We start from the raw sequence: 26140 nt of genomic DNA on the forward strand, positions 1-26140 counted from the left end.
AGGGCTAAAAATCGCTTACTTATTTTTACTAGAAATAATATTTAGATAAATATTATGTATTAATATCAATATATTACGTTAATTAATTTCCTGTTTTTATTTTTTATGTACGCAGTTATGTGCGATATATTTTTTTGACTCGCTTTTTTCTGGACAAATCCCTATGCCATTACCGTTCACTTTTGACTTTAAAAAGCCGGATTATGTCCAGGTGTTTAAGTGGCGCGCGGAGCGACTACAACGTCTTCGGGAGCAGCCGGAAAGTTTTGAACTATTAACCCGATTTTACAAGGATAATCCCGCGCAGTTTATTATCGACTGGGGCATGACAACAGATCCGCGCAATATTGATTATGGACTACCGGTGACTATTCCTTTTTTGCTGTTCCCGAAACAGGAAGCCTGGATTGACTGGATAATGACCCGCTGGCGTGGGCGTGAAAATGGCATTACCGAAAAAAGCCGCGAAATGGGCTTAAGCTGGACGTCAATTGCGTTAGCCTGTGCGTTATGTCTCTTCAACAAGGAAATGGTGATTGGCTTTGGCTCCCGCAAAGAAGAGTACGTTGACAGCACCGGTGATCCGAAAGCGCTATTTTGGAAAGCGCGCAAGTTTGTGGAATCGTTACCTCAAGAGTTTAGGGGCGGTTGGGAAGCGAAAAAACACGCCCCCTACATGCGGGTCAATTTCCCAAACACAGGCGCCATTATCAAGGGTGAAGCAGGGGACAATATCGGACGGGGTGACCGCACGACACTCTATTTCGTCGATGAAGCCGCCTTTTTGCCCAGACCGTTACTGATTGATGCTGCCTTATCTCAAACCACCCGTTGCCGCATTGATTTGAGCTCGGTTAACGGCATGGCTAATCCGTTTGCCCAAAAACGTCATAGTGGCCGTATTCCGGTGTTTACCTTTCACTGGCGAAGTGACCCGCGCAAGGATGATGGATGGTACGAGAAAGAATGCCAGAAAATTGATAATCCGGTCATTGTGGCGCAAGAGTTGGATTTGAACTATCAGGCGTCGGTTGAAGGGGTGCTGATTCCGGCAGAGTGGGTACAAGCAGCAATTGATGCCCATACGAAACTTGGCATTAACCCAACCGGAATACGTCTAGGGGCCTTTGATGTGGCGGATGAGGGCAGAGACAAGAACGCCTTTTCTTGGCGGCATGGTTTTTTGCTTGAGGGTATCGAAGAGTGGTCAGGAAAAGGCAGCGATATTTTCGGCAGCGTTGAAACCGTTTTTCAGTTAGCGGATAAGTATCAGCTTGAGAGTTTTCGCTTTGATGAGGATGGGTTAGGTGCGGGCGTAAGAGGGGATGCGCGAATTATCAATGACCAGCGCAGACAAAGAAGAGCCGTACGTATTGACGCCGTGCCGTTTCGCGGCAGTGGCGGGGTGTTTGACCCAGACAAAGAAGCGATCGCCGGATTTGACGGCCAGAATGCGCGATTAAACAAGGATTTTTTTGCCAATGCCAAAGCGCAAAGTTGGTGGCATTTACGTAAACGCTTTCAAAATGTGTATCGTGCGGTGGTGGAAAAACAGCCATTCAAACCGGATGAACTCATTGCAATTAATGGTGCAATGCGACTCAAAGACAAACTCATCGTTGAATTATCGCAGCCAACCTATTCCATCAATGCCGTGGGGAAAATCGTAATAGATAAACAACCCGATGGGACAAAGTCACCCAATCTAGCCGATTCAGTGATGATCAACTTTGCCCCAATGAACACGGCACTTGAAATCTGGACACTACTGGGTAGAAGCGCATGACAAAAAAGAAAAAATCATTCTCTCAAAAAACGGCTGACGGGTATGAGAATTTTACCGCCCGTGTCGGGATGCAAACCCCCAATCAACATGCGGATTCAACTTATCGCCCTGACTGGACAAGTCGAAACCGGTTATTACTCGAATATGCTTATCGCTCATCGTGGATCATTGGTGCGGCGGTCGATACCGTCGCCGATGATATGACCCGAAAAGGTGTTCGCATTACTTCACAAATGGAGTCGAGCGACAAAGGGGAAATCGAATCTTTATTTGATGAACTGGAAATCTGGGAGAGTCTCAATAACGCGATCAAGTGGTCACGGCTTTACGGCGGCGCATTAGGGCTTATTATGATAGAAGGGCAAGCGCCTTTTACACCATTACGTATCGAGACGATAGGACAAGGTAAATTCAAAGGTATTTTACCGCTTGACCGTTGGCAGGTTAACCCGGATTTGAATCGTCGTATCAAAACGTTAAGCAAGGACCTAGGTAGACCAGAATTCTACGACATTGTGACCGTTGAGAACGGCATTCCCGCCTGGAAAGTGCATCATAGTCGATTAATCCGTTTTGATGGGGTGACACTCCCTTACCAGCAAGCCAAAACCGAGAATGAGTGGGGCATGTCGGTCATTGAACGTATTTTTGACCGGTTAACCGCCTTTGATAGCACCACAACCGGTATTGCGCAATTGGTGTATAAAGCGCATTTACGAACATTCAAAGTGAATAAGCTCCGTGAAATCATCGGTTTTGGCGGCAAGCCATACGAATCGCTGATGAAGCACATGGACATGATACGTCAGTACCAGAGCAACGAAGGGATGACGCTCATGGATACGGACGATGACTTTGAAACGCATAGCTATTCGTTTTCAGGATTAGATAACGTGCTGGCGCGGTTTGCTGAACAGATTAGCGGAGCGACAGGTATTCCCTTAGTCCGGCTGTTTGGTCAATCCCCGTCAGGGTTCAATACTGGCGATGCCGATTTAGCCAATTACTACGACAATATCGCCACGCAACAATCAAGGCGATTAAAGCAACCGTTAAGGAAGCTATTTGAGATAGCGCATCAATCGGCATTAGGTAAACCCTTACCCGATGATTTTAGTTTTGCGTTTAATCCCCTTTGGCAAATGTCAGACATGGATAAGTCTACCGTCGCGGTTAACATGATTAATGCGCTCAATGCCGCGCAGGATGGCGGCATGCTGTCAATGAAAGCGGCCATGTCCTCGCTACGGGATTTGTCCGATGTTATCAGTATTGGCAGTACCATCACCGATGAGGATATCAATCATGCGGAAGACGAACCGCCGCCAAGGCTCAGTGCTGTCCACGCAGCGACGGTCAAAACGGGCGGAAACCCAATATCGAACGAGCCTGAGTAAGGTTGCCCGCGAAATTGGCGCTATTATCAACCAACGCTACGACGGTTCGAATGATTCAGTGCTGGACATTCAGCAAGCATTAGAGGATTACAGCGAACTTATCGAGAGTTGGGCAAGGCGGGTAGCGACAAAATTTGTCGACACGGTATCACAAGATAACGCGAAATTGTGGCAACAAAATAGCCATGAAATGAGCGGGGAACTCAAACAGTTAATTGCTCAAGCACCCGTGGGGCATGTCATGCAGTCTATTGTCCATGAGCAAATCAAGTACATTAAATCGCTGCCAATGGATGCTGCTGATAGAGTCTACGATATCCAAAACAGAGCGATTGAAGCGGTAGTGAACGGCGAAAGACCTGAACATTTTACCACAATGATAGCGCAATCCGGTCAGGTGGCGGCATCGCGGGCAAAGATGCTAGCCCGTACCGAACTAGGCCGAGCAACGCAAGCCTTAACTCAAGCGAGAGCATTGGCAATTGGCTCAACCGGCTATATTTGGCGTACCGCCCATGATGGTGATGTAAGGCCATCACACAAAAAACTGGAAGGTCAATTTATCGATTGGCACAACCCACCTACCCTGGATGGTATGACAGGGCACGCGGGCGCATTACCCAATTGCCGTTGCTACTGTGAAGTCTCTTTTTCTGACAGATAAAACCCATGAAATATTATTTTGAAACCCGTCTTGGTAACACCCGTTACCAGATGGCGAACGGCTCGCTATTGTGTAAAAACGTACCGATTGCCCGAACGGGCACGCAGGTTTATTCCGCCTTGGATTTGCCGAAGGTCAAACCGGATAGCCGCGGACAAATCCTGGTAGAAAGAGAGGAAAGTGACGTCTTTCGTCCCGAAACGCTGGCCTCGTTTGAAGGGATGAGTGTCACACTACTGCATCCCGAAGATGAAGAAGGCAATGTCATTTTTGTTGATACCGACAATTGGCGCGATTTGGCGCAGGGGCATGTACAAAATGTGAGGCGCGGAGAAGGTGAACAGGCGGATTTGATAATCGCGGATTTAATTATCAAAGATGCGCTCGCAATCGAGGAAATTAACAACGGCAACGACGAAGTCTCGTGTGGCTATGATGCGCAATACGAACAGATTGCGCCTGGCATCGCACGTCAGTATGAAATCGTTGGCAATCATGTCGCTCTGGTACCTAAAGGCAGAGCGGGAATACGATGTGCAATTGGAGACAGTATGTCAAACAAAACACAAACCTGGTTCAAACGGCTGCTAAGTGCCCATCGCACGAAAGACGCCGTGGCAATGGAATCAGTCCTAAATAATCCGCCTGAATCCCTCACCGGTGATGAAGGCACCGGCGAGTTACCGAAGGCGATTAATATTACTATCAGCCCTCAAAACCCGATGCCAGCCGAAAAACCCGAAGTCGTGACCAGTGATGAGGGGGTACCGGATTACATTCAAGCCATTTTGACAAGGTTAGATGCCCTTGAGGGTAAAACCGCTAATAGTGGCGATAAACCGGATGATAAAACAGACGGTACTGTTGATGACGAGGAAAAAAACGAAAAGGCAGAAACCATTACCGGCGATGCGGCATATAAAGCAGAGTTGATTATGCCAGGGGTAGCCCTTTCAACACCGGTAAAACCCACGGCCTTTAAACGTCAGGTGTTAGCCAATGCAGACCAAACTATTGTGCGCTCTATTGTCGGCGATGCGGAAATTAACCGATTACCCAAACGCACTGTGGATATGGCGTTTAATGCGGTCGCAGAACTTTCGAAAAACCGCAATACCGCCAATACCCCCACTATCGATTCAATCCGAAAATCCGGCAATGCGATTGCGGATTTAAACAAGTCAAATGCCGAATTTTGGGCGACACGAGGTAAAAATCTATGATGATGAAACCTTATTTATACCGGATGCCAGTTGGTATCGCCGGTGCAATCTCCCGTTACCGTGATTTAACCACCGAACCGGTGTTACTAAAATCTAAAGACGGTTTTCCGGATTATGGACTAGCAGGTAAATATGACGGCGATTATTTTGTGCCGCTTGCTGAAAATGACACGGCAGACGTCATCAAAGGCATTTATATTCGCCCTTATCCAACGACGCAGGCGCCGGATTTTATCCGGCAGGTTGGCACCGAGAAGAACTTTACTGGTGATGCGCTAAAGCGAGGCTATGTCTTGGTGAATGTTGGCGTGGATAGTCAACAGGTTAAAAAAGGCGCCAAGGTCTATGTGCGAGTGGCAGGGGCAACGGATAAGAGCCCACTGGGTGCTATTTTGATTGCCGAAGAAAAAACAGGGTCAGGGGCATCAGAAAAAACCAATACCGTGATATTGAATAATGCTGAGTTTACCGGCCACGGTGATGCTGACGGCAACGTTGAAATCTCGTACAAAATTTAAGGAATGACTATGTTAACTTTTGACCAACGCACGATTGATTCAACGAGTGCGTTTTTAATCGGTGAGCTTGAGCGTTTAGACCCTACAATTAATATGCCTTTGGTGCAATACACCAACAGTCGGGATGTGCAGCGTAGGGAAGATGTCTCGATTGCGGATGAAATTTCGAGCTTTACCCGTACCGGATTTGCAGCAGCAGGCAGTGGCGCTAATCCTAACGGTAAAAACTGGATTAGCATGGATTCCACCGCATTAGCGGGCATCAATATCGATATTCAAAAAAAGGGTTTCCCTCTGCCACTGTGGGGAATGGAGTTGGGCTGGACGGTTGTCGAATTACAATCCGCCAGACAAGCAGGTCGCCCCGTGGATGCACAGAAACATGAAGGGATGCGTCTGAAGTGGAATATGGATATGGACGAACAAGTCTATATTGGTGATACCGGATTGGGCATTAAAGGCTTGCTGAATCTTGACAATATCAAGACTAATAATGCCTCCAAAACCTGGAGCCAGTCCACCGCTGATGAAATCCGTGACAGTATTAATAAAATACTCAGTGATGCGTGGGCAGCATCGGCCTACTCGATGGTTCCCACCGACTTACTTATTCCGCCTGAACAGTTTGCTCACATATCCAGTATTATCGTTTCGAGCGCAGGTAATCAGTCACTGTTAACGTATCTGAAGACCAATACCATTGCCTATCACCAAAACGGGGTGCCACTCAATATTTACGCGGTGAAATGGTTAAAAGGGCGAGGTGTCAGCAACAAAGATCGCATGATCGCTTATACCAATGATAAACAGTATGTTCGCTTCCCGATGGTGCCGTTACAGAGTATCCCTATCCAATACCGCGGATTGTATCAATTGGTGACTTATTATGGTCGTCTGGGTGCGGTTGAAGCGGTTTATCCGGAAACACTTGCTTACTGCGATGGTATCTAAGCCCCTTATTGGGGCTTCATTTTTGGAATCTAATTATGCGAATTCAGGCAAATTGGGGAATGGAGCTGGGATGGACTCCCGTTCAGCTGCAAACTAAAGAAAACGGGAATGCCAAGACCGAGAAAAAAGGGAAAGAAAAAATCAACCAGGAAACTGAAAATAAAGAGGGTATCGATGAGCCAACGGAACAAACACCTGCCAACGGTACAACGATTTCGCAATGATTTTCCCCCGTTTAACGATGAGGTTAAATTTCCTGATGCACAAATTCAGTTTCGCTTGAATTTAGCCGACAAATTCCTGAGCGAAAATGTCTCAGGGAGTGAAGTTTTTCCTTACTGGGCGGGGCTGTTCGTGGCGCATTATCTGGCGCTTTATGCCATGGATGCACAGTATTTAAAGGTTGGTGGCCTTGCGGGCTCAAGTTCGGGTGTCGCTGCTTCGGAATCGGTCGATAAGGTGAGTGTCAGTTATGACAACGGTATGACACTCAACCCCAACGCCGGATTTTGGAATAACACCCGTTTTGGCGCGGAATTTTATCAGTGGGTACTGATGTTTGGCGCAGGAGGGCGGCAATTATGAAAAGTGGTGTAGCGATACGTCTTGATAAAACGAGTCAGTTATTTGCTGCCCTACACCAGCTGACCAAACAAGACGTAATGGTTGGTATTCCGGCTGAAAATAGCGAACGGGAGGATATTCCCTTTAGCAATGCGGCGATTGGTTATATCAATGAGTTTGGCTCACCGGCAAAAAACATTCCGGCAAGACCGCATTTGATACCGGGTATTCGTTCAGTGGAACCCAAAACCACTGCTGAATTGAAATCTGCCGCTAAAGCCATTTTGGATGATCAGCCGGATAAAGCAGAGCAAGCGTTAAATCGAGCAGGTTAGATCGCCGTTCAAGGCGTGCAAGCCGTCATTACTCAAAGCAAATTTGTGCCACTGGCGGACAGTACATTAGCTGCCAGAGCAAGACGTGGGCACAAAGGCGCGGCACAAGAGCTTGAAAATCGAAAAGCCGGTTTAGCGCCGGATAATGCCAACGCGAGACCCCTGATTGACACCGGCATTTATCGTCGGGCGATCACCTATGTTGTGAGGAAGAAAAATGCCAATGCTTGATGTTACGCGGGTATTACTCAATCCCCGTTTTAATGACTCTACACTCACGTATACTCGACGGGAAATTTTGATTGATGATGAAGGTATTACTTCGACAAAAGAAAGTACGTATCCTTTTTCAGGTGTAGTAACGGTGGATAGTTCAATTGAGGCACAAATAAGAACGTCTGGTCAACTGGTCAGTGGTCGAATATTGGTGGTGACCACCACCCGATTAATAGCCGGTGAAACCCATCATATTGGCGATATTGTCACCTATCAGGGGCGCAAATATCTGGTGAAATCCGTCGATCCTTACACCGCTTATGGCGCGGGATTTGTTCAGGCGCATTGTGAACTGATGCCGTTTGACGGAGGCATCGCTCATGAGCAATAACAGCAGTACGGAGGCGGGATGGCTAACGCCCTTTGATGATAATGCCCTGTATAATGAAGGCTTAAATCGTATGTTAAGTCTTTGGGTTGGTGGCGTTTCTGGATTGCCAGCGAAACACGTTTTACCCCGCTGGCAACGCGATCCGGCACCGTTGCCATCCCCTGATACTAACTGGTGTGCCTTCGGTATCATTGATATTACCAGTGAGCCAAATCCCGCTTTGGTAAAACAAAGCGATGAATCGAGCGAACTTTGGCAGTACGAAACCTTAACCTGTATGGCTTCTTTCTACGGAAGAGAAGGTATGGTTTACGCCGCCCGATTTCGGGATGGCATTATGCTCAGTCAAAATAACGCCGAACTGAATAAGTCCAATCTTACCCTCGGTAGCCACAGCCAAATTACCGCGTTTCCTGAGCTTATCAACAATCAGTGGGTGAACCGGTTTGATATAACCGTTCATCTACGTCGCAAAGTGGTGCGTCGCTATCACATAAAATCAGTGACAGATGCCCACGTCACGTTTTTGGGAGACAAATAATGTCAACAGGTTTACCCGTTTCAAGGGTGGTTAAGGTCACTCTTGATATGTCACCGCGTGCCGCAAGTAGCCGTAATTTTGGTTCACTACTCATTTTAGGTGATTCACCCGTTATCGATCCGCTTGAGCGATTACGGGCGTATTCCAATATCGAGGAAGTCGCCAATGATTTTGGTACAACCGCACCCGAGTATCAGGCGGCTTCACTCTATTACCAGCAGTCACCAAAACCCGTCGATTTATACGTGGGACGCTGGGTAAAAGCAGCCTCACCCGCATTATTGCGCGGTGGCATTTTGTCCGAAGAAGAGACAAAAATTAACAATTTTAAGGCGATTACCGATGGCGCGATGAATATCAGTGTAAACGGAAGAACGGTTAAGTTAAGTGCCATTGATTTTTCGCAAGAAACCAATTTAAACGGTGTTGCCGCCCGAATTGGTGAAAAAATGAGCACGTCTACAATAACGTGGAATAATAACGATAGTCGATTTGTGATGACATCGAATACGGCAGGTAAAACAAGCGCAGTGGGTTTTGCTTCCGCACCGGAATCAGGTACCGATTTATCGGCGTTGTTGAAACTAACCCAAGAGAGTGGCGCAACCCCTGTTTTAGGTATGGACGGTGAAACTATCGTTGATGCGGTTTCAACATTGGCGGATTTTTCGAGCGGCTGGTATGGACTGGTGGTAACCGCTGCGCTTTCTACCGATGAAGTGAAAGGTATCGCCAACTTTATTGGCGCGGCCGGAAGTTCCCGCGTTTTTGGGTTTACCACCCAAGATACCGCCGTACTGGATAGTACGAAAGCGGATGATATCGCTTCTGTTTTGAAAAAAGCGAAATATCAACGGGTCTTTACACAATATTCTTCATCAACCCCCTATGCAGCAGCCTCTGCTTTTGGACGGGCGTTTTCAGTGAATTTCAACGGCAATAACACCACGATCACCCTCAAATTCAAACAGGAACCGGGTGTTAAAGCGGAGACGTTGACTACGTCACAGGCGAATACGCTGGCGGCCAAAAACTGCAACGTGTTTGTCAATTACGATAACGACACCGCCATTATACAAGAAGGCGTGATGGCCAATGGTGATTTTTTCGATGAACGCCATGGGCTGGACTGGTTGCAAAACTTTGTGCAAACCAATCTGTATAATCTTTTGTATACCAGCACCACCAAAGTCCCTCAAACGGAGCAAGGCAGCACGCCGCTTCTGACCAATGTTGAGCAATCGTTAGCGCAGGCGGTCACTAATGGGCTACTGGCACCGGGGGTATGGAACGGTGGCAGTATAGGTTAATTAACAAGCGGGGATACGCTCACCAAAGGATATTACGTTTATATTCAACCGCTGGCAGAGCAGGCGTAATCTGAGCGCGAAAAACGCAAGGCGCCGCCGATTCAGGTTGCCTGTAAGTTAGCGGGTGCCGTGCATTTCGCGGATGTCTTAATCACCATTGTTCGATAAGGAGAGAAAATGGCCGCTTATAGTTTTGCTGATGTTTCCGCCACGCTAACCGGCCCCACGGGGGTGATAGATTTGGGCTCTGGCTCGGCGAACTCGGAAGAAGGAATAGTGGTGACAATGACCGAAGCCAAAAACACCATGACCATTGGTGCTGATGGTGAAGGGATGCATACCCGACATGGCGGAAAATCCGGCACCGTTACGGTCAGTCTGATTAAAGCCTCACCGGTTAACAAAAAACTGATGATCGCCTATAACGCGCAAAGCGTGTCATCTACCCTTTGGGGTAATAACGTGATTGTGATCCGTAATCCGGTATCTGGCGATATGATCACCGCGCGCAGTTGTGCGTTTCAAAAAATACCGGATTTGCAAAATGCAAAAGAGGCGAATGTTTTAGCATGGGTCTTTGACTGCATTAAGATCGACGCCTTATTAGGAGAATTCTAGTGGAAATTGAAATTAACGGTCATGAATATCGAAGTCAAAAACTCAATGTGTTTGACCAGCTTAAGGTGACGCGAAAGTTATTGCCGGTGTTATCCGGTTTAACGGGTGAACTGCAAAAATTACAGCAAGGGGAAATGCCAATGGCAGCGGTGTTACCCATTATGGCAAATTCCATTGCCCAAATGAGCGATGAAGACTGTAACGCGATTTTGCACCCTTGTTTAGCCGTGGTTTCACGCAAAAATGCCAAGGCATGGACGCCGATTTTTCGCCAGGGCGAATTGATGTTTGATGATATTGACTTAAAAACCCTGCTTGAGATTGTGGCGCAGGTGATTGGAGATTCCCTCGGTAATTTTTTTCACGCACCCCAAGGCGACGAGACAGCCAGCCTCCTGTCGCAGGATTAACCCTGGATTCAATGCCGGATGGTAAAGACTTTTTACGCCTTCCTGTTAAGTATGGGTACATAAAATTCGACAAATTAAAAGATGGCTCAATCGATTTGGCAGATTTAGCAGAAATGAATGAGTGGATAGATATCGAACAGGATAACGAAGCGCGAATTACGCGTTGGAGAAATCGCCATGGCGAATGCTGAAACGTTGCAAGATTTTCTCATCAGCTTAGGTTTTAAGGTTGATGACAGTGGCCTGCGAAAATTTCAGTCCGTTGTTACGGGGGTGAGTGCCAATGTTATCAAACTAGGTGCGTCGGTTGAGGGGGCAGCGCTTGCCGTCGTGGGATTTACCACACAAATTGCCGCCGGTCTTGATAAGATGTACTGGGCGTCACAGCGTACAGGCGCTAGTGTTAACGGCATGAAAGCATTAGGGTATGCCGCCAGTCTCACCGGCAGTAGCGCAGAAGCGGCAAGAGGTTCACTTGAAAATCTGGCACGATTTTTGAGAAACAGTCCGGGTGCTGAGGGGTTTTTAAATCGTCTTGGGGTGCAGACCCGTGATGCCAATGGCAATTTGCAGGATATGAGCGCTATTTTTACCCGTGTGGGGAATAAACTGGCCTCAATGCCCTATTACCGCGCCAATCAATATGCCCAACTGTTAGGCATTGATGAAAATACGCTAATGGCCATGCGTAGAGGGTTGAACAAATTTTCTGCTGATTACCAGCGTATGCTTAAACAAACCGGATTTAACGCAGACGTTGCTGCCAAACAGTCCAACCAGTTTATGACCTCGATGAAAGGATTGACCGGGTTATTTGGTATTTTACGCGATAAAGTCGGATCAAACCTAGCAGGGGGGTTGACTAAAGAGATAGACAATCTGCGCAAAAGACTGCTGGATAATTTTCCTAAAATTGAGAGAGTATTAACCCGTCTCATTAGTGGCATTATTCGAGCCGGTGAAATGGTGGGGCGCGTTATCTGGCGAATGAGTCAGGCGATCGAGCAGATTTTTGACTGGTGGCGCAATTTAGACGGAAAATCTAAAAAACTCATCACTACCTTTAGCGGATTGGCAGTGGCTATCTGGGGGCTCAATCGGGCATTCTTTGCTTCGCCCATCGGGATTATCACCGGTCTTATCGCGGCCTTATTGTTACTTTGGGAAGACTACCAGACGTGGAAAGAAGGTGGAAAATCCTTTATCAACTGGTCTAAGTGGGAAGGTGAAATCAACCAGGCAAAAGAGGCATTTAAATGGTTAGGTGAAAAATTAACGGGATTGGTTGACCTGGTGGGTGGATGGAAAAATGCACTTGAAATCTTAGCAATTTTTATTGCGGGCGCGTGGGTAAGTAAGGTATTGGGCGCTTTTAGTAAAATAGCGAAGTTACCTATCCCACCTTGGCTGAAATTGTGGGGTCTCTATGCGGGGTATCTGATTTCAGATAAAGATAATATTAGTGATAGCGCAAGCGCATCATGGGATTACAATACCCGTCAAGTCAAACGTGCGATCGGTAACGGTTTGCGTTTTTTTGGTATTGATAATGACTGGGCAAACAAAAATCAAGGCAGCAATATACCGGATAATATCGCTGATGTGCCTACCGGCGATATTCCACGGGGTATTCGTAATAACAATCCGGGTAATTTGAATTTTGTTGGACAACGCGGTGCAGTACGTGAATCACCTAACGGAAGATTCGCCAAATTCAATACCGCATTTGAGGGCTTACAAGCACTTTCTTCACAGCTTAATCGCTACGCTGAAAGGGGATTAAATACCGTTGAAAAAATTATTAGCACCTGGGCTCCCGCCAGTGAAAATAATACTCGTGCCTACATTGATAAAATATCCGGTAAATTAGGGGTTTCCCCTGACACCGTGTTGAATCTGTCCAATCCGACGGTCATGACATCGCTCATGTCTGGCATCGTTGAGCACGAAAATGGCAGACAGCCGTATAGTCAGGCAATGCTCTATCATGCCGCAAATGCGGGTATGCGAAATAATATTGACCAGAATATCACGATCAATGTTGAAGGCGCATTAGACCCCCACGCTACCGCCAATGCGATTGCCGATAAACAAACGGGCGTTAACGCCAGACTGATTGGACAATTAACCCAGCGAGCCTACTGATGGATATCCTTTCTACGCTTTTTTCACAACGATCGCGCAAAATCGGTTTGCTGGTGCCGGATGTCATTATCTCAGAAAAACATCACGACACCCTTGAAATCACAGAACATCCGGTTGAACTGGGCGCGGAAATTGCCGATCACGCTTACAAACGTCCGGCGGAAGTGACCATGGAGGTGGGTTTTTCAAGTGGTGGATCTCTACTGGATTTTTGGGACACGGCAAAAGTGGCTATTCGCGCAGGGTTAAGCGCACCGGAAATCTACCAGCAAATTTTAGCGCTTCAAGCCAGCCGTCAACCGTTTGATGTCATAACAGGTAAGCGCAAGTATAAGAATATGCTCATTCGCGCTATCGAGGTGACCACGGATAAGCACACAGAAACCGTGTTGATGGCGATATTAACCTTGCGGGAGCTTAACATCACCCAAACCCAAACGGTTAATATCAAATCTACCGATGCAAAAAATATGCGGGAAGGGAATACAACGAGTGGCGTGAGTAATACCGGTATGAAAACGCCAAAACCCGTTGATAATCGCAGCCTATTACAGCGAGGAGCCGCATTTTTCAATGGAAATTAACGAAATACCGCTTACCCCCACCAACCAGCAATTTACGATTAAGCTATCTGATACTGTTTGGCAGTTTCGCCTTATCTGGCGTGATAGTGCGGGCTGGGTGCTGGATATGCTCACGGTTGACAATCAACCGGTGATACAGGGTATTCCGCTGATCGTGGGTGAAAATCTACTGGCTCAATATAGTCACCTTATCAGTAAAGGAAATCTCGTTTTGCTATCAGATGAAGAAAGCGATATCAACGCGGATACGTTGGGCGCAACCGTAAAATTATACTGGATCACGGACTGATTGTTATGTCAAAAAACTGGATACGAAAATGCTCACTGATTGTTTCTGATAAAAACGGGGAAGGTATTGAGCTATCGGATTTTCGCGCCACGTTCAATATCACGTGACCAGATACGCGTTACCCTCGTGCGGGGGTGTTTAAAGTCTGGAATCTGAGAAAAGAAACCGTCAGTCAAATTCAGGCGAAGGAGTTTGTTAACATTCAGCTCATGGCAGGCTATCAGGATAATACGGGTCTGATATTTACTGGAAAAATCCGCTACACGATTTCAGGTAGAGATAATCCTACTGACACGTTTGTTATTGTTCAGGCGATTGATTCTCATGAGGCCTATGACTACGCCACGCTAAATACTACCTTAAGCGCAGGGCATACTCAGGCAGAGCAACACAATACGTTACTGACAGGGCTTACCCCTTACGGGATTGTCAAAGGCGTGACGCCTGAGTTTGATAGTATCCGCTTTCCAAGGGGTAAAGTCTATTTTGGTATGGTTAGGGACGCCGCTGATAATCTGGCAGGGCAATGCCTTGCCTCGTGGCAATACATTAACGGCCAGCTCGTGATGGTGCCGGAGAAGAATTATATCCATGAAGCGATTGTCCTGAATAGCGCAACGGGCTTGATTGGCTTACCGCAACAAACGATTGAGGCGGGGGTGAATGTGCGTTGTTTGATTAACCCAAACATTCAAATCAATGGGCTTATTCGTCTTGACCAGGCGTTAATCTATCGCACGATGTTGCCCAACAGCGATATCGCTTTGGGGTACAGCAAGTTAAGCGAAAACGATGACGGCGGCTTACAGCAAACCCAAGGCGCTGTTTCACAACCGGCCAGTCTTTCCACCGATGGGGATTATATTGTGAAAAACATCACGTATTCCGGCGATACGCGCGGCAAGCCGTGGTATATGGATTTGGTGTGTATTGCCAAGGGATCAAATGACCGAATCGATATCAAGAAGGTGGGATGATGGCGATTTCCGTATCAGCGCGCACCGGCGACCAACAACAACTGCTTGAAGTCTTTCGCCATGCGATTTCGTCACAACTTCGCGTCGCGATGCCGGCTATTGTTCAATCCTTCGATGCCAGCAAAGTCACTTGTGTTGTACAACCAGCGATAAAGGGAGCCTTGACGGATACCAAAGGGAATAGCCAGTCGGTGAATTTGCCCCTGCTAGTTGATGTACCGGTTGTTTTCCCGCGCGGTGGCGGTGTCACAATGACCTTTCCCATCAAAAGCGGTGATGAGTGTCTGGTGGTCTTTGCGGATAGATGCATTGATTTCTGGTGGCAAAATGGCGGGATACAAGAGGCGATTGATCCAAGACAGCTTGATTTATCGGATGCCTTCGCTTTTATTGGCCCACAATCGCAAGTGCAAAAGATAAGTAACATCAATCAGGATGCCATGCAGTTAAGAAGTGACGATGGCGCAACCTATTTTGAATTAAATCCTACAAGCCAAAAGATTAAAATTGTTGCACCAAATGGGCTTGAAATAGTAACACCCGATGCTATTTTTTCGGAAAGAGTGACCATTAAAGGATTACTCAGCTGGTTTGCCGGAATGGTTGGCTCGACGGCATTAGGTGTGGCAGCAAAAATCACCGGTGCCATTGAGTTTTTAGGTACATTGACCGCTAATGGTAAACAAATTGACGAAACACATACCCACAAAGGCGTCAAAGCAGGTGGGGATAGTTCAGGCGAGGTAAAGTAAATGAAAGAAAGTATTAACATTTTTTTTGGCGGTTCTTATTTACACAAACTAAAAACCGCATGGCGACTTCTGGGTGTGATTTTTTTATTAATCATCAATGAAGAGACATCCTTAAAGTTAGAAGATATCGAGGTAGTTGAAAAAAATAAAAAGCAACAGTAAAAGGGTTCTATTGATGCGTTACCGACGAGAAACAAATGAGGGCGACTACAGCTTTGGGCAAGGGGATAACGCATTTTTAACCAACAGCCCTGATGCCGTCACCCTGGCGATTAAAACCCGCTTGTCCCTCTGGCAGGGGCAATGGTTTTTAGACAGTGAAGGAGGTACCCCCTGGTTACAATCCATATTAGGTAAACCTTATCTTGATGCTTATGGTATGACAGTCAAACAACGCATACTGGACACGCAGGGCGTAACCACGTTAACCGATTTTAATGTCAATCAAAATTCAACCACCCGAAAACTGACCATCACCGCAACAGTTAAAACGCAATACGGCGAAACTTCCTTTATCCAAGAGGCATAATGTTAAATCTTGATACGTTAGCGTTGTCAGCGAAAGTGACTGACGACGGCATCAGTGCGCCGGATTATCAGACCATACTGATGCGATTAACCGATTTTTTTCATGAAATTTATGGGCAGGATGCGTATTTAACGCCGGATAGCAAAGACGGCCAGATGATAGCCATTTACGCACTCGCCATTCACGATGCCAATAATGCGATAATCGATACCTATAACAGTTTTAGCCCAAGCACGGGTAAAGGCGCTGCACTATCAAATAATGTGGCTATCAATGGCATTTCCCGTCATGCATCGGGTTACTCGAATGTGGATGTCGTATTAACGGGGCAGGTGGGTACGGTGATAAAAAATGGCCGTGTACGCGATAAAAACGGCAATATCTGGCGATTACCTGAAACCGTCACACTCGATACGCACGGCGAAGCTACTGTCACTGCCGTTTGTCTGGTTACGGGGAGCATCACCGCATTAGTAGACGAAATTACCGAGATAGCTACCCCCACGCGAGGCTGGCAGACGGTGAATAATCCCAAACCCGCCACGCAAGGCAGACCGATTGAAACGGATAACCAGTTACGGGAGCGGCAACGCAAATCGGTATCACTGCCGTCACGCACCGTATTGGAAGGGATACAGGGTGCGATTAGCTTGATATCGGGGGTGACAAGGCAGCGCGGTTTTGAAAATGATACCAGCAAAAACGATAAAAATGGGATTCCGCCGCATTCCATTGCGATGATTGTGGATGGAGGCGATGTCACCACGATTGCCAACGTCATTGCGCAAAAGAAAACCCCTGGCGCTGGAACATTTGGCGATACCGCCGTGACAGTTAAAGACCGTTACGATATGCCAATTACCATTCGCTTTTCACGCCCCAAAACGTTTGATGTGCATGTGGAAATTGACTTAACGGCGTTTTTAGGATTTACCACGTTAACTGGCGATAAAATCCGGCAGAAAGTCTCAGACTATATCAATCAGCAACTGATTGGCGATAATCTCTATCTTGATAGGACGTGAGATATTTAAAAGGGAAACGTGCGATAAATGTGGATCTACCTGGGACAAACTGGATCTATCTGGGACGGGTGAGGTAATTAAGTTTCACATAGTGAAACAGAAATCAGTACTCAAATCGACCGATTATTGAAATCATGTTGCTGCTTGAAGTCGTATCCGGTTCAGTCAGGAGAAGAGCCTGATGGCTTTCCTGCTGTAATTACTTTTCAGTATGTGAAAGAGAAAACAGAATCAAAATCACCTGCCATTGCATCTTTCCTCAACGATAATCTAGAATCTCGTTTGCTAGTACATCGATTCTTATACTACGTGAGGAAAGTGCAATGAGTGATAACAAAGACCAGAGGCATGACCGGGTTGACTACTCTGACGACTCCAAAGGTATGGTGACGATTGTTTTCGACAAAGATGCGCTTCGTAATGAGAAAACAGACTCATCTTCTAAACCAGTCACACCACCGCCATCCAGACCAGCCCGACAATAACGTTACTCTTCAGGGAGAACCCTTGCCTCTTTGAACTTGGTTCTCCTTACCTGTACCCGCGCTATCTGATCCGCAGGGACATAAGTCGCCAGTGCTCCCCAAGTTTCATGCAGTACATCACTGCATTCTTTCCAATCTGTGCTGCCAGCCGCTTTTTCATGGGTTACATAGAGCAAAATGTCTTTTTCGTTTCCCAGAACAAAGCATCCGCATGGTTGCCCTTCAAAGTGGCCAGGTGCTTCCGACAAAAGCGTTGAGCCATTTTTCAGGTAAACATAGACTTCCGAAGCATAGTAGCCACGCTGGTCAAACATCCTCTGCCAGGCAGAGTTGGTGCTGTCAGACCACGATATATCATATTTCCGCAGGAGGCCATACATCCATTTCTTGCCGTATTTGCGCCAAACCGAACCTACAATAAAAGCAGAGATAACAGCCGGAACAGATGCTATGTAGGTGTTGAACCCCAACCACACTGCTGAATGATAAAGCCCGGCGGGTAAAAGACAAAAGACCAAGGTCGTAAACGTGATATCAATAGGCTTATGGTGCTGTTTCAAGCCAACATTGGCAATAAAATAACCGATGTAGCCAGAGGCCAGTGTTACCAGAGTTGCCCAAGGCAGATTCAGCAGCGATGCCTCTATCATTCAGTCCTCCTTCGCCCCGTGTTGCCAGGGCTCATTAGTGCTTTCTCGCGGAACATTCTTGTATACATATGGCAAATAGACTAGTAAACACCTTTAATGACGTTGAGAATTTTACCCTCATTGCACAACAAGTGATGAATCGAGCATATGAAATATTCTTCTATTGTCTGGTTAGCATTAAACCAATACTCACTATCTGGTGTATAGGTTATGTTTTTCTCTCCGACGTTTCACTGTGTGAAACAAGAAACGGTCATCGAGGCGGCTTATCTTCATCTTCAAACAGATTGCCCTGGATGCGAGCCAGTTCTTCTTTTTTAACCCGCTTGACTACCGAATAAATCCACTGTAGCGAGACTTTGTATTTACGCGCCAGCGCGTGGTGGTTATGGCCGTTGAAGTCGGCAAATATCTCCCGGTCACGCTGGCTGACTTTCCATATCAACCCCATCGGGAAATAGACATTCTGCCCACCCCAGACCGCCATCATCTGACTGGCGACGGCATCGCCTATCTGGCTGGCGACGGCGGGGTCAACATCGATAATCTGCCTGACGGTCTGGGCGGTGTGTTCGGCCAGCTCAACCAGTAACTCCGGCCCTTTGCTACGAAAGGTATTCTCTAGCATGATGTTGCCCTCGCCACGCGTTTTTGCCACTGCTTGAGTTTCTCGATAACCTGGCTGGCCTGCTGGCTATCCAGCCAGTAAGGCGAATCACAGCCGGTTTCCCGTTTAACAAAATGGGCCAGGGCTGTTGCTGACGCATCACGGACAATGCCCTCGTGGGCCATTGCCTGCCACAGGGCTTGCATTTTTTGGATTTGCGGACGGTCAGTCTGCTTTTTTGTAGTGGCGTGATGGGGCTGGATGCGGAAGCCTTTGGCTTTCAGGGCGTTTAACACCTGAGCCAGTTGACCGATATTCAGGGCTTTTGCCGATGTTTTCCCGGTTAGCCTGTGCAGCATCTGGCGGTAAGTCGTGTCGTCCAGCTTGAGATTGTGGGCGGCAATATGGATTAACTGCAGGTACTTTTGTCGGGTCATCGGGGGCGTCCTTTATCGTTGTGGTCGGGGTCAGGGTTCCTTATGCAGTGAGCAAAAAATAATCCTTCGGGTTTTGAAGGATTATAAAATGAATAGCGTTATTATACAATTGAATGAATTACATGTCGCTTTTCCGCTATGACTTCTTTACGCAAATTGCCCTGGCATCAATACCCTTGAAGGTTTCAAATTTTTCCGCAAACAGTCTGGCGGCCTGTTGACAGGCGGTTTCCGTGTCAAATTCCTGTGTATGCAGAGTGGAAAAGGCATTATCGCTATAAGGACTGGCGTACATGGCCAAAATTAATATCCACATGGTGATGTCCTCCTCGTTAATCGGCGGGTTTATGGTGAGTGTGTGGCGTTGATGGCGAATTTGCCGTGATACCTTTTAGTGGCACGACATCCCAGTTAAGTACCCAGGCGCTATACGACTGTCCGCAGTGTGGGCAGGCCAGTAGCAGGTCAATTCCCCACTCGCCGCTTTCCGGTTGTTGGATAATGTCTGCCTGGGTAGGATTCAGGCGTCGGGTTGCCTGATGGCAGCTGATGCAGGTAATACTCATAACGGGTTTTCCTTATCTAAGTCGACGATGAGTTCGGCCAATATCTCGAAGGCATTTTGAAATTCACAATACGCGGCGGCGGAATGGTCTGCCCGCAGGTGATGCATGGCGCGGTTTATGTGCCTTTCAATCTGACGGCGCAGATGTTTTATTTCCTGATAGCTCATGAGGTCACCTCCTGCGCCAAGGGTGTAATAATGACGTTTGACGGTGGGATTGTTTTAGTGGTGTCCAGGGTCAGGGCGTGCATACAGGCAGCGATGAAGTTCTCGGCCTGTGGCGCGTTGAGGGTGTTACCGTAGGCGCGCAGTCGTCCCACTCTGTTGGTAATCCCATTAGCCAGCGGGAGTGTGCCGGGTTCAACTGGCCGCCACTTGCCATCCCGGCAGAAGAGCCAGTCAGCCTCTTGCCAGAAGCCGTTAGTCGGACAGGTGGTGTCATTTGTGTCCATCCCGTCAGACAGGCAACGTCCTGTAAATTTGACTGTCTCCCTGCTTGTTTTCGGGCCAAAACTTTCTTCCAGTCCTGATAGGCATTTTTTATGTTGCCGGCGGTCGGCGTTGGCCAGCCCGTTAACCACACCACCCTCCCCAGTAGGGCATTGAGCGACACATTCGGGCATTCCCTGCCATCCTTTCCGTCCCGCGTGGTGGGCGTCGGCCACCCAGTAAAGTCGTTGTCTGATGTGCGGCGCACCGAAGCCCGCAGCGCATAAATCAAGCGCTGCTGTGGCGTAGTTCTCTGCTTCCAGGTCAGTCTGTACAAGGTCGAGCCATGCGAATCCGTCTTGACTTGCAACCTGTTCACCAAAGACAACGCCAGGCTTGCACTGCTGGATGAGGTGGAAGAACGCGGGCCATAAGTGCCGCTCATCAGTAAACCCCTTTCCTTTGCCTGCCGCGCTGAAAGGCTGGCAGGGGCAACTGCCTGTCCACACGGGTTTATCATCGGGCCATCCGGCTTTTCGCAGGGCGTATGACCAGGTGCCGATACCGGCGAAGAAATGACACTGGGTGTAGCCCTGTAACTCATCGGGTTTAATCTCCTCGATTGAACGTTCATCGACATCACCAGGCGCAATATGCCCGGCGGCTATCAGGTTTCGCAGCCACTGCCCCACATAGGGGTCAGTGTCGTTATACCAGGCGCACATTACTGCACCTCCTGCTCGAAGGGCGTAATAATGAAATCCTCAAGCTGGTGATGAAAGGTAATGCCGCGAATATTAAGGGAGCTGATGGTATCCTGATTTTTTAGCAGGGCATTTTTATCCACCTGTGCCTTGCGAATAATGCAGTGCTGTTGCCCGTTTTCTTCCAGCGCCTGCAGGATATCGTCCATCCCTTTAAGGGAGACGGATGGCGGGCGGTTACGCCATGACACCTCGCCGGTTATCAGGTTAACGGTTTTGGTTTTGCCGTTTTGGGTCAGCCCCTCCCGGTTGGCGTCGCACCAGGTCTGGATACCTTTTTGTAACAGGGTTATCCGGGCTTTCATGGCCTCAATATCAGCCGCATGCTGATGCGTTAACCGTGCGATTTCATCATTAATCTGCGTCTCCAGCCGGGTCATTTCCCGCTGGATATCGCCCATCCGTTTAATATCGTCCATCACCTGTTCGCGGGTTTGCGGCGTGCAGGCACCCGCCGCGGCTTTAAGCCGCGTTATTTTCTTTGCCATCTTTTTTACCTTTTAATTAACAACGTCGGGAATTAAACGCGCTCGAAAATAATGTCTTCAAGGGCGTCACTGTGTTGAATATGCTCAAATAAATTCATGTTGTATCGGGCCGCGATTTCACCAAGACGCTGGTCTTGTTCATCAAAATCACGGCAGTTTTCGCAAATCGATAAATAGGCTTCATAGTCCTGCTCGGTAATATCCACGGTTTTTTCCAGATAAACCGATTGGCGAGCGGTAATACGGACAGGTCGTGTTGTCATGATTAACGTACCTCCCAGGTTATTCGGCAGTTATCTTGCAGGAACTGGTATTTTTCCCAGCGGCCCTGACGGTCAGTGCCCAGGGCATAGCGAACGGCATGCCCCTTTTTATGTAAGGCATCACACCGTCGGTCATGCAGCAGGGTAATGGTCGGACGGCTATAGCCATCAACGGTAAACTGACTGACGATAAAACCTTCCTGGCTGAGTTTGTCCATCACTGACAGGCATTGCCTGAACTGTTGCTGGATGGTCTGGTAGGTCATCGCTGATGGGTTTTTAATGGTCACGGCGGGGTTCAGCATAAAAGCCTCCTTAATGCACACTGTGAATAATATTGGCGTCGATAACCGGGATGGCGTTTTGCGCGGCCAGGTTCATGGCGGCGGTCACCAGATTGCCGATAGCCAGGGGGTAAAGCAGGCTGACCGGCGTGTCTTTTTTCGGGCGCAGCCAGCTTAAGCGTTGGCGTAGTGCCGGTATCGCATCCGGGCCGAGAACGTTGTTCATGTCGCCGCCGACGCGCTTAAATTTGAAGTCAAGAAAGTCGGCCAGATGTTCATCCAGTGGCGGCAGGTCAATCACCTCGCAGCGCTGTACCACTTCCCTGACCGCCAGCAGGCGCTCAGATAACTTGTCGCCCAGCTCGGGTTGTCCCAGCAGGACGATGGACAGCAGTTTTTTAAAGCCGTCTTCCAGCTCAAAGAAGCGTTTGAGGTGCTTTAAGGTCGGTATGGGCAGCGCATGGGCTTCTTCAATCACCAGCACATGGCTGTACCCGGCACGGCTGCTGTCTTTTAATACCCGGTGTAGCTGACGAAAGCGGGCCTCCGGCGAGCGTTTGAGCTTTTCCAGTGGAGCCAGCGTATGAACAATAGCCTCGGCAAGACTGGCGGCTTTCAGGGTTTTGCCCTGATGGTCGTTGTCTTCCATGGCCAGCACGTAGGGTTCAATCACCACCACAGGGGCATGTTCCCGGTTAATCCGGTCAACCAGGTCGCGCCTCAGGGTGCTTTTACCCGAGCCGGATTCACCGATAACCGCGATAAAGCCGCCATAACGGGCGGTCTGGTACAACGCCTCACGCACATAACGGCTTTCAGGGGTTAAAAACACATCGTCATGACCTTGTACCGCGTTGTCATCAAACGGGGCGCGAAACAGCCCAAAATGCTTTTTGGTGGCAGGCAGTAATACCTGTTTTTTTAGTAACATGGTGTCTTCCTCATTGCTAAATAGTGGGCACTTTTCCTTGCCGTTAAGCGTGACCCCGTCAAAGCAGTCGTCCGCCGCGATGCCCTGGTCACGCAGCCAGGCCCGGATACGGTGTTTTAGCGCGTCGGTGTCCTGTTTTGGCCACTGGTGGTGATTGACTATCTGCGCCAGCGTCGCCTCGGAAAGGTCAAGCGCGCGGGCCAGTGCTGCTTGCGTCAGGTTGTGTTGTTGTAACAGGGTTTTCAGTTTCAGCATGATGGCCTCCCGTTAACCGTGACTGGCCAGGCTGACCACCACATCGCCCGTCTGCGCCATTAACTCATCACCCAGCGCGTCGACCTGGCCAGCGGGGATGCCGTCCGGGAAGCGCTGGGTTAGCGTAGTGTAAAATTCACTACGCCAGGTCTTGCCCGCCGCCTGAAAACGCGCCCGCAACTGTTGAACCACCACGACTGGGTTTAAACGTTCTTCAAAACGTGGGGCACAAACTGTGGATGCCTGCCCCTGTTTGGCGAGGTAAATGGGTGGGGTATCGCGTTCATTATCAAGATAAGGGTTAAAGCGCCCACCAAAGGGTAAGGCGTTGGCTTTTTGCACGGCGGCGGTTTCCCCCGGCGTGGTGGTGCCATACAGGGTCTGCTCGACTTCCGCCAGATGGTGTTGCGCCGGGGTGTGGGGTAATGCTTTGAACGATTCGCCGAGGGTCGGGCTGTTGAGGGCAAAGCCGTAGTCATCTTTCGCCACTTCCGGCACCCGGCAAAAGAATTCCAGTCCGTCCTCATTAATCATGACCACCTGCGCCTCACTGTCACGCCAGGGGTTACGCACTATCTGTACGGTGTCGCCTACGCAAACGCCAGGGACTTGCCGTACATCGTATTCACTGCCCCTGAACGACACGCGAAGATGCGTCGTGACCTTACGGCTTTCCGGCAGACTCACTGCCAGCTCACGGCATACGTCAACGGGCGGTGCCTTGATTAACTGTCCAGGGGTAATACGCAGCCAACAGTCGGTGCGGGTCATGCCGGTACGGCGATGCAGCGCGGTGCGGTTATACTTTTTACGCCATAACCCGACCAGGCGGTTCAGTTCATCAATATGATTGACTTGCACAAACCGCAGGCCGGATTCAAAATGGCACTCGAGAATGTCGCGCGCCTTTTCCACTGAGCCGGTAGCGCGGGCATTACCGGCTTTATGGGCGATAAGTTGAATACCAAGGGTTTTACACAGGTTGCGCAGGGTGGACGAGACCAGGGCGCAACCGGGGTCGGTATAAAGGATGCGCGGCACGCCATGCAGGACGTCGGCCCCACCGCGTTCTTGCATGGCATTAATCAGTACATCGGTAAAGTTTTGTGTCGTTTCGCCGCCAAAGCGGTACTCGGCGTAAATCCAGCCGCTGGTATGGTCGGTCAGCTCAAATGACCAGACACGGTCGTTAACAATACGGTCGAGATTTTTGGGCTTGTTCTTGTTAAATTCCGCCTCACTCATCATGCGCAGGCCGCTATCGCGCTTAGTGCGACCTTTGGCGGGATTTTTCAGGTAATAAAGCACACACAGCGACGCATCCAGTTGCCAGACATGATTGGGGTGGTCGGTTTTTAACTGGACGCACGGGGTCGGTGCCCGTAACTGGTTGGGGTGCAGGCGATATTGGTACAGCGCCCGACTGATGGCATCGACCGACAGGGGGAACCACTCGCCGGTCTCGTTATCAATATACCCAGCATTAATCAGGTTGTTCGCCCGTAGGTCATTAACCGCCTGCTCAAGGCTGTAAAGGCGCTTGCCGTTCTTGCGATGCGAGGCCATCATCACGCCAGATATCTGCAGGGCTTCTTCACGTGTCAGGGCACTGGTACCACAATCCACCCGTTGCTTGCGCGGCGGTTTAACGCTGACCTGTTTGATTTTTCGTAGCAGCGTGGCTTTGGAAATGCCGAGTGCCTGGCAACCTGTCTGATAAACGGCGTCTTTGCCGCCATGTCCGGCTTTTTCGGCGGCCTGGGCAATCGCCAGTACGCGTTCGGTCAGGATGGCGTTCATAACACCACCTCCTCGCCGCTATCCTGTCCGGTACCACGCAGGTGTTCCGGTAACTGAAAATCCGCGTCTTCAGCATCTGCATCATCCTTTACCCAGTCTGGTACGGTCTCTGATGGGGTGTGATGGGGGAGCGAAAAATCACTGCGTAACACATTGATTTCAAACTCAATGTCATTAAGCAAGCCTGCTAAATAGTCAGCATGGGACGTGATATCGCCACTGTGGCTATGCAATTTTTCCAGCCCTTCCCGAAAGCGCCCCATTAATATGGCTTTAACATCAAAGCCCACCAGGCCAATTTCTTCACGGAGCTGGCGTATGCCTTCTTCCCCTAACGGGCGATGCTGATTAAGCAGGCGGTTTTCACTCAGCTCATTGATTTTTTGGTCTTTTTCGTTGGCTAGGCGGCGGCTGGCTTCCAGGCTGTCACGGGTTTCACGCAGTTTTGCTTTTAGTTCACGCACGGACATGCGATCGACCTCATCGAGCGTCAAGCCCGCGATGGTGCCGCCTTCGGCGAGTTCGGCGAGGTCTTCATCGTCTTCTAACATCAGTTCATAGAGTTTTGCCTTGCCGAGAGCCGCAAACGTCTGCGCTTTTCCACCTAATTGAGGTGATAAATATTTTAGCGATGCCTTCATCATAATTTGAGCGGTTCTTTCAGCTAGCCCTAACTGGCTTGTTACGATATTTACAAACTCTCCATGCGGCTCATTCTCTTTCAGAATAATCAACCGCTTTCCCGCCTCCAGCATGGCTTCGGCACTTTGTGCCATATAGAAGCGCGCCTCATGTACAATCCTCTCTCGTTCATAGGGCAGGCCCTCGCCGTACTTCTCCATAATGGCCTGCTGATGTTCAGCCAGGGCATTAAGGTTGTTCATTAAATCCGGTGCTAAAGGCTGTTCGGGAGCGATTTCAGCCGTCATCGGTAACGCTTTTCTACCCATTATTTTT

Annotated in this window: 34 protein-coding genes and 3 pseudogenes; 24 read left to right on the top strand and 13 right to left on the bottom strand. The window is 48.7% G+C overall.

The window, feature by feature from the left end:
* Positions 1-163: 163 nt before the first annotated feature.
* The 24 genes and pseudogenes from AACL31_RS05795 to AACL31_RS05910 all read left to right on the top strand — a co-directional run bounded on the left by AACL31_RS05795 (position 164) and on the right by AACL31_RS05910 (position 17710).
* Entirely contained in the window at positions 164-1786 is a 1623-nt protein-coding gene (locus AACL31_RS05795; protein ID WP_339053823.1) for a TerL protein, read from the top strand.
* Positions 1783-3183, top strand: coding sequence for a DUF1073 domain-containing protein (locus AACL31_RS05800; protein WP_339053824.1), 1401 nt, complete (start codon positions 1783-1785; stop codon positions 3181-3183). The genes AACL31_RS05795 and AACL31_RS05800 overlap by 4 nt, the downstream gene beginning before the upstream one ends.
* Positions 3092-3847 carry a phage minor head protein gene (locus AACL31_RS05805; protein WP_310513535.1) on the top strand — a complete coding sequence of 252 codons (756 nt, stop codon included), beginning with the start codon at positions 3092-3094 and terminating at the stop codon, positions 3845-3847. The genes AACL31_RS05800 and AACL31_RS05805 overlap by 92 nt, the downstream gene beginning before the upstream one ends.
* Positions 3848-3852: 5 nt before the next feature.
* Positions 3853-5070, top strand: coding sequence for a DUF2213 domain-containing protein (locus AACL31_RS05810; protein ID WP_339053825.1), 1218 nt, complete (start codon positions 3853-3855; stop codon positions 5068-5070).
* On the top strand, positions 5070-5588 hold the full coding sequence (locus tag AACL31_RS05815; protein WP_422389281.1) for a structural cement protein Gp24: 519 nt from the start codon (positions 5070-5072) through the stop codon (positions 5586-5588). Before AACL31_RS05810 ends, AACL31_RS05815 begins: the two co-directional genes overlap by 1 nt.
* Before the next feature lie 9 nt (positions 5589-5597).
* Complete coding sequence (locus tag AACL31_RS05820; protein ID WP_339053826.1) at positions 5598-6539, top strand: DUF2184 domain-containing protein; 942 nt, start codon at positions 5598-5600, stop codon at positions 6537-6539.
* 35 nt (positions 6540-6574) lie between these two features.
* Positions 6575-6763 (top strand): hypothetical protein, encoded by a 189-nt coding sequence (locus AACL31_RS05825; RefSeq protein ID WP_339053089.1) that lies wholly within the window; start codon positions 6575-6577, stop codon positions 6761-6763.
* The gene (locus tag AACL31_RS05830; RefSeq protein WP_339053827.1) at positions 6714-7124 is read left to right on the top strand and encodes a DUF4054 domain-containing protein; all 411 of its coding nucleotides are present in this window, start codon (positions 6714-6716) and stop codon (positions 7122-7124) included. The genes AACL31_RS05825 and AACL31_RS05830 overlap by 50 nt, the downstream gene beginning before the upstream one ends.
* Positions 7121-7669: pseudogene (locus tag AACL31_RS05835) on the top strand (hypothetical protein). Before AACL31_RS05830 ends, AACL31_RS05835 begins: the two are co-directional and overlap by 4 nt.
* Positions 7656-8045, top strand: a complete 390-nt coding sequence (locus AACL31_RS05840; RefSeq protein ID WP_339053828.1) for a head-tail adaptor — start codon at positions 7656-7658, stop codon at positions 8043-8045. Before AACL31_RS05835 ends, AACL31_RS05840 begins: the two are co-directional and overlap by 14 nt.
* Positions 8035-8586, top strand: a complete 552-nt coding sequence (locus tag AACL31_RS05845) for a phage neck terminator protein (protein ID WP_339053829.1) — start codon at positions 8035-8037, stop codon at positions 8584-8586. Before AACL31_RS05840 ends, AACL31_RS05845 begins: the two co-directional genes overlap by 11 nt.
* Positions 8586-10064, top strand: a pseudogene (locus AACL31_RS05850) (DUF3383 domain-containing protein). The gene AACL31_RS05845 and the pseudogene AACL31_RS05850 overlap by 1 nt, the downstream one beginning before the upstream one ends.
* A 9-nt stretch (positions 10065-10073) precedes the next feature.
* Positions 10074-10514 carry a phage structural protein gene (locus tag AACL31_RS05855; protein WP_339053095.1) on the top strand — a complete coding sequence of 147 codons (441 nt, stop codon included), beginning with the start codon at positions 10074-10076 and terminating at the stop codon, positions 10512-10514.
* Positions 10514-10924, top strand: a complete 411-nt coding sequence (locus AACL31_RS05860) for a phage tail assembly chaperone (protein WP_339053115.1) — start codon at positions 10514-10516, stop codon at positions 10922-10924. The genes AACL31_RS05855 and AACL31_RS05860 overlap by 1 nt, the downstream gene beginning before the upstream one ends.
* A gap of 11 nt (positions 10925-10935) precedes the next feature.
* Positions 10936-11115, top strand: coding sequence for a DUF6889 family protein (locus AACL31_RS05865; RefSeq protein ID WP_339053830.1), 180 nt, complete (start codon positions 10936-10938; stop codon positions 11113-11115).
* Entirely contained in the window at positions 11102-13069 is a 1968-nt protein-coding gene (locus AACL31_RS05870) for a lytic transglycosylase catalytic (protein ID WP_339053831.1), read from the top strand. Before AACL31_RS05865 ends, AACL31_RS05870 begins: the two co-directional genes overlap by 14 nt.
* Positions 13069-13653: a phage baseplate protein gene (locus AACL31_RS05875; protein WP_339053117.1), complete on the top strand. Its 585-nt coding sequence runs from the start codon at positions 13069-13071 to the stop codon at positions 13651-13653. Before AACL31_RS05870 ends, AACL31_RS05875 begins: the two co-directional genes overlap by 1 nt.
* A complete protein-coding gene (locus tag AACL31_RS05880; RefSeq protein WP_339053118.1) occupies positions 13643-13942 on the top strand; it encodes a phage baseplate plug family protein in 300 nt (99 codons plus the stop codon). The genes AACL31_RS05875 and AACL31_RS05880 overlap by 11 nt, the downstream gene beginning before the upstream one ends.
* A 5-nt stretch (positions 13943-13947) precedes the next feature.
* Positions 13948-14919: pseudogene (locus AACL31_RS05885) on the top strand (phage protein).
* Positions 14919-15671 (top strand): Gp138 family membrane-puncturing spike protein, encoded by a 753-nt coding sequence (locus AACL31_RS05890; protein WP_339053991.1) that lies wholly within the window; start codon positions 14919-14921, stop codon positions 15669-15671. The pseudogene AACL31_RS05885 and the gene AACL31_RS05890 overlap by 1 nt, the downstream one beginning before the upstream one ends.
* Positions 15672-15833, top strand: coding sequence for a hypothetical protein (locus tag AACL31_RS05895; RefSeq protein WP_339053832.1), 162 nt, complete (start codon positions 15672-15674; stop codon positions 15831-15833). It abuts the gene before it with no gap.
* 13 nt (positions 15834-15846) lie between these two features.
* Positions 15847-16200, top strand: a complete 354-nt coding sequence (locus tag AACL31_RS05900; protein WP_339053833.1) for a hypothetical protein — start codon at positions 15847-15849, stop codon at positions 16198-16200.
* Positions 16200-17225, top strand: coding sequence for a baseplate J/gp47 family protein (locus AACL31_RS05905; protein ID WP_339053834.1), 1026 nt, complete (start codon positions 16200-16202; stop codon positions 17223-17225). Before AACL31_RS05900 ends, AACL31_RS05905 begins: the two co-directional genes overlap by 1 nt.
* 323 nt (positions 17226-17548) lie before the next feature.
* Positions 17549-17710, top strand: coding sequence for a hypothetical protein (locus AACL31_RS05910; protein WP_339053835.1), 162 nt, complete (start codon positions 17549-17551; stop codon positions 17708-17710).
* Between the two features lie 2 nt (positions 17711-17712).
* On the opposite strand, the gene AACL31_RS05915 is transcribed toward AACL31_RS05910, so the two are convergent.
* The 13 genes from AACL31_RS05915 to AACL31_RS05975 form a co-directional block, all read right to left on the bottom strand.
* Positions 17713-18360: a hypothetical protein gene (locus tag AACL31_RS05915; protein ID WP_339053836.1), complete on the bottom strand. Its 648-nt coding sequence runs from the start codon at positions 18358-18360 to the stop codon at positions 17713-17715.
* Between the two features lie 253 nt (positions 18361-18613).
* The gene (locus tag AACL31_RS05920) at positions 18614-18988 is read right to left on the bottom strand and encodes a Mor transcription activator family protein (RefSeq protein ID WP_026821893.1); all 375 of its coding nucleotides are present in this window, start codon (positions 18986-18988) and stop codon (positions 18614-18616) included.
* A complete protein-coding gene (locus AACL31_RS05925) occupies positions 18982-19404 on the bottom strand; it encodes a regulatory protein GemA (protein WP_310512882.1) in 423 nt (140 codons plus the stop codon). The genes AACL31_RS05920 and AACL31_RS05925 overlap by 7 nt, the downstream gene beginning before the upstream one ends.
* 136 nt (positions 19405-19540) lie before the next feature.
* Positions 19541-19720, bottom strand: a complete 180-nt coding sequence (locus AACL31_RS05930; RefSeq protein WP_310513441.1) for a hypothetical protein — start codon at positions 19718-19720, stop codon at positions 19541-19543.
* A gap of 16 nt (positions 19721-19736) precedes the next feature.
* A complete protein-coding gene (locus AACL31_RS05935) occupies positions 19737-19970 on the bottom strand; it encodes a hypothetical protein (protein ID WP_026821890.1) in 234 nt (77 codons plus the stop codon).
* Positions 19967-20137 (bottom strand): hypothetical protein, encoded by a 171-nt coding sequence (locus AACL31_RS05940; RefSeq protein ID WP_310512884.1) that lies wholly within the window; start codon positions 20135-20137, stop codon positions 19967-19969. Before AACL31_RS05940 ends, AACL31_RS05935 begins: the two co-directional genes overlap by 4 nt.
* A complete protein-coding gene (locus tag AACL31_RS05945) occupies positions 20134-21123 on the bottom strand; it encodes a DNA cytosine methyltransferase (RefSeq protein ID WP_310512885.1) in 990 nt (329 codons plus the stop codon). Before AACL31_RS05945 ends, AACL31_RS05940 begins: the two co-directional genes overlap by 4 nt.
* A complete protein-coding gene (locus AACL31_RS05950) occupies positions 21123-21650 on the bottom strand; it encodes a host-nuclease inhibitor Gam family protein (RefSeq protein WP_310512886.1) in 528 nt (175 codons plus the stop codon). Before AACL31_RS05950 ends, AACL31_RS05945 begins: the two co-directional genes overlap by 1 nt.
* 32 nt (positions 21651-21682) lie before the next feature.
* Complete coding sequence (locus AACL31_RS05955; protein ID WP_310512887.1) at positions 21683-21913, bottom strand: hypothetical protein; 231 nt, start codon at positions 21911-21913, stop codon at positions 21683-21685.
* A gap of 2 nt (positions 21914-21915) precedes the next feature.
* Positions 21916-22218 (bottom strand): hypothetical protein, encoded by a 303-nt coding sequence (locus tag AACL31_RS05960; RefSeq protein WP_339053490.1) that lies wholly within the window; start codon positions 22216-22218, stop codon positions 21916-21918.
* Positions 22219-22228: 10 nt separating this feature from the next.
* Complete coding sequence (locus AACL31_RS05965; RefSeq protein WP_310512889.1) at positions 22229-23383, bottom strand: AAA family ATPase; 1155 nt, start codon at positions 23381-23383, stop codon at positions 22229-22231.
* 12 nt (positions 23384-23395) lie between these two features.
* The gene (locus AACL31_RS05970; RefSeq protein WP_310512890.1) at positions 23396-25183 is read right to left on the bottom strand and encodes a transposase family protein; all 1788 of its coding nucleotides are present in this window, start codon (positions 25181-25183) and stop codon (positions 23396-23398) included.
* A complete protein-coding gene (locus AACL31_RS05975) occupies positions 25180-26133 on the bottom strand; it encodes a DUF3102 domain-containing protein (RefSeq protein WP_310512891.1) in 954 nt (317 codons plus the stop codon). Before AACL31_RS05975 ends, AACL31_RS05970 begins: the two co-directional genes overlap by 4 nt.
* Positions 26134-26140 lie beyond the last annotated feature (7 nt).

This window comes from Arsenophonus endosymbiont of Crataerina pallida, from assembly GCF_964020125.1.
In the GTDB taxonomy this organism is placed as follows: Bacteria; Pseudomonadota; Gammaproteobacteria; order Enterobacterales; family Enterobacteriaceae; genus Arsenophonus; species Arsenophonus nilaparvatae.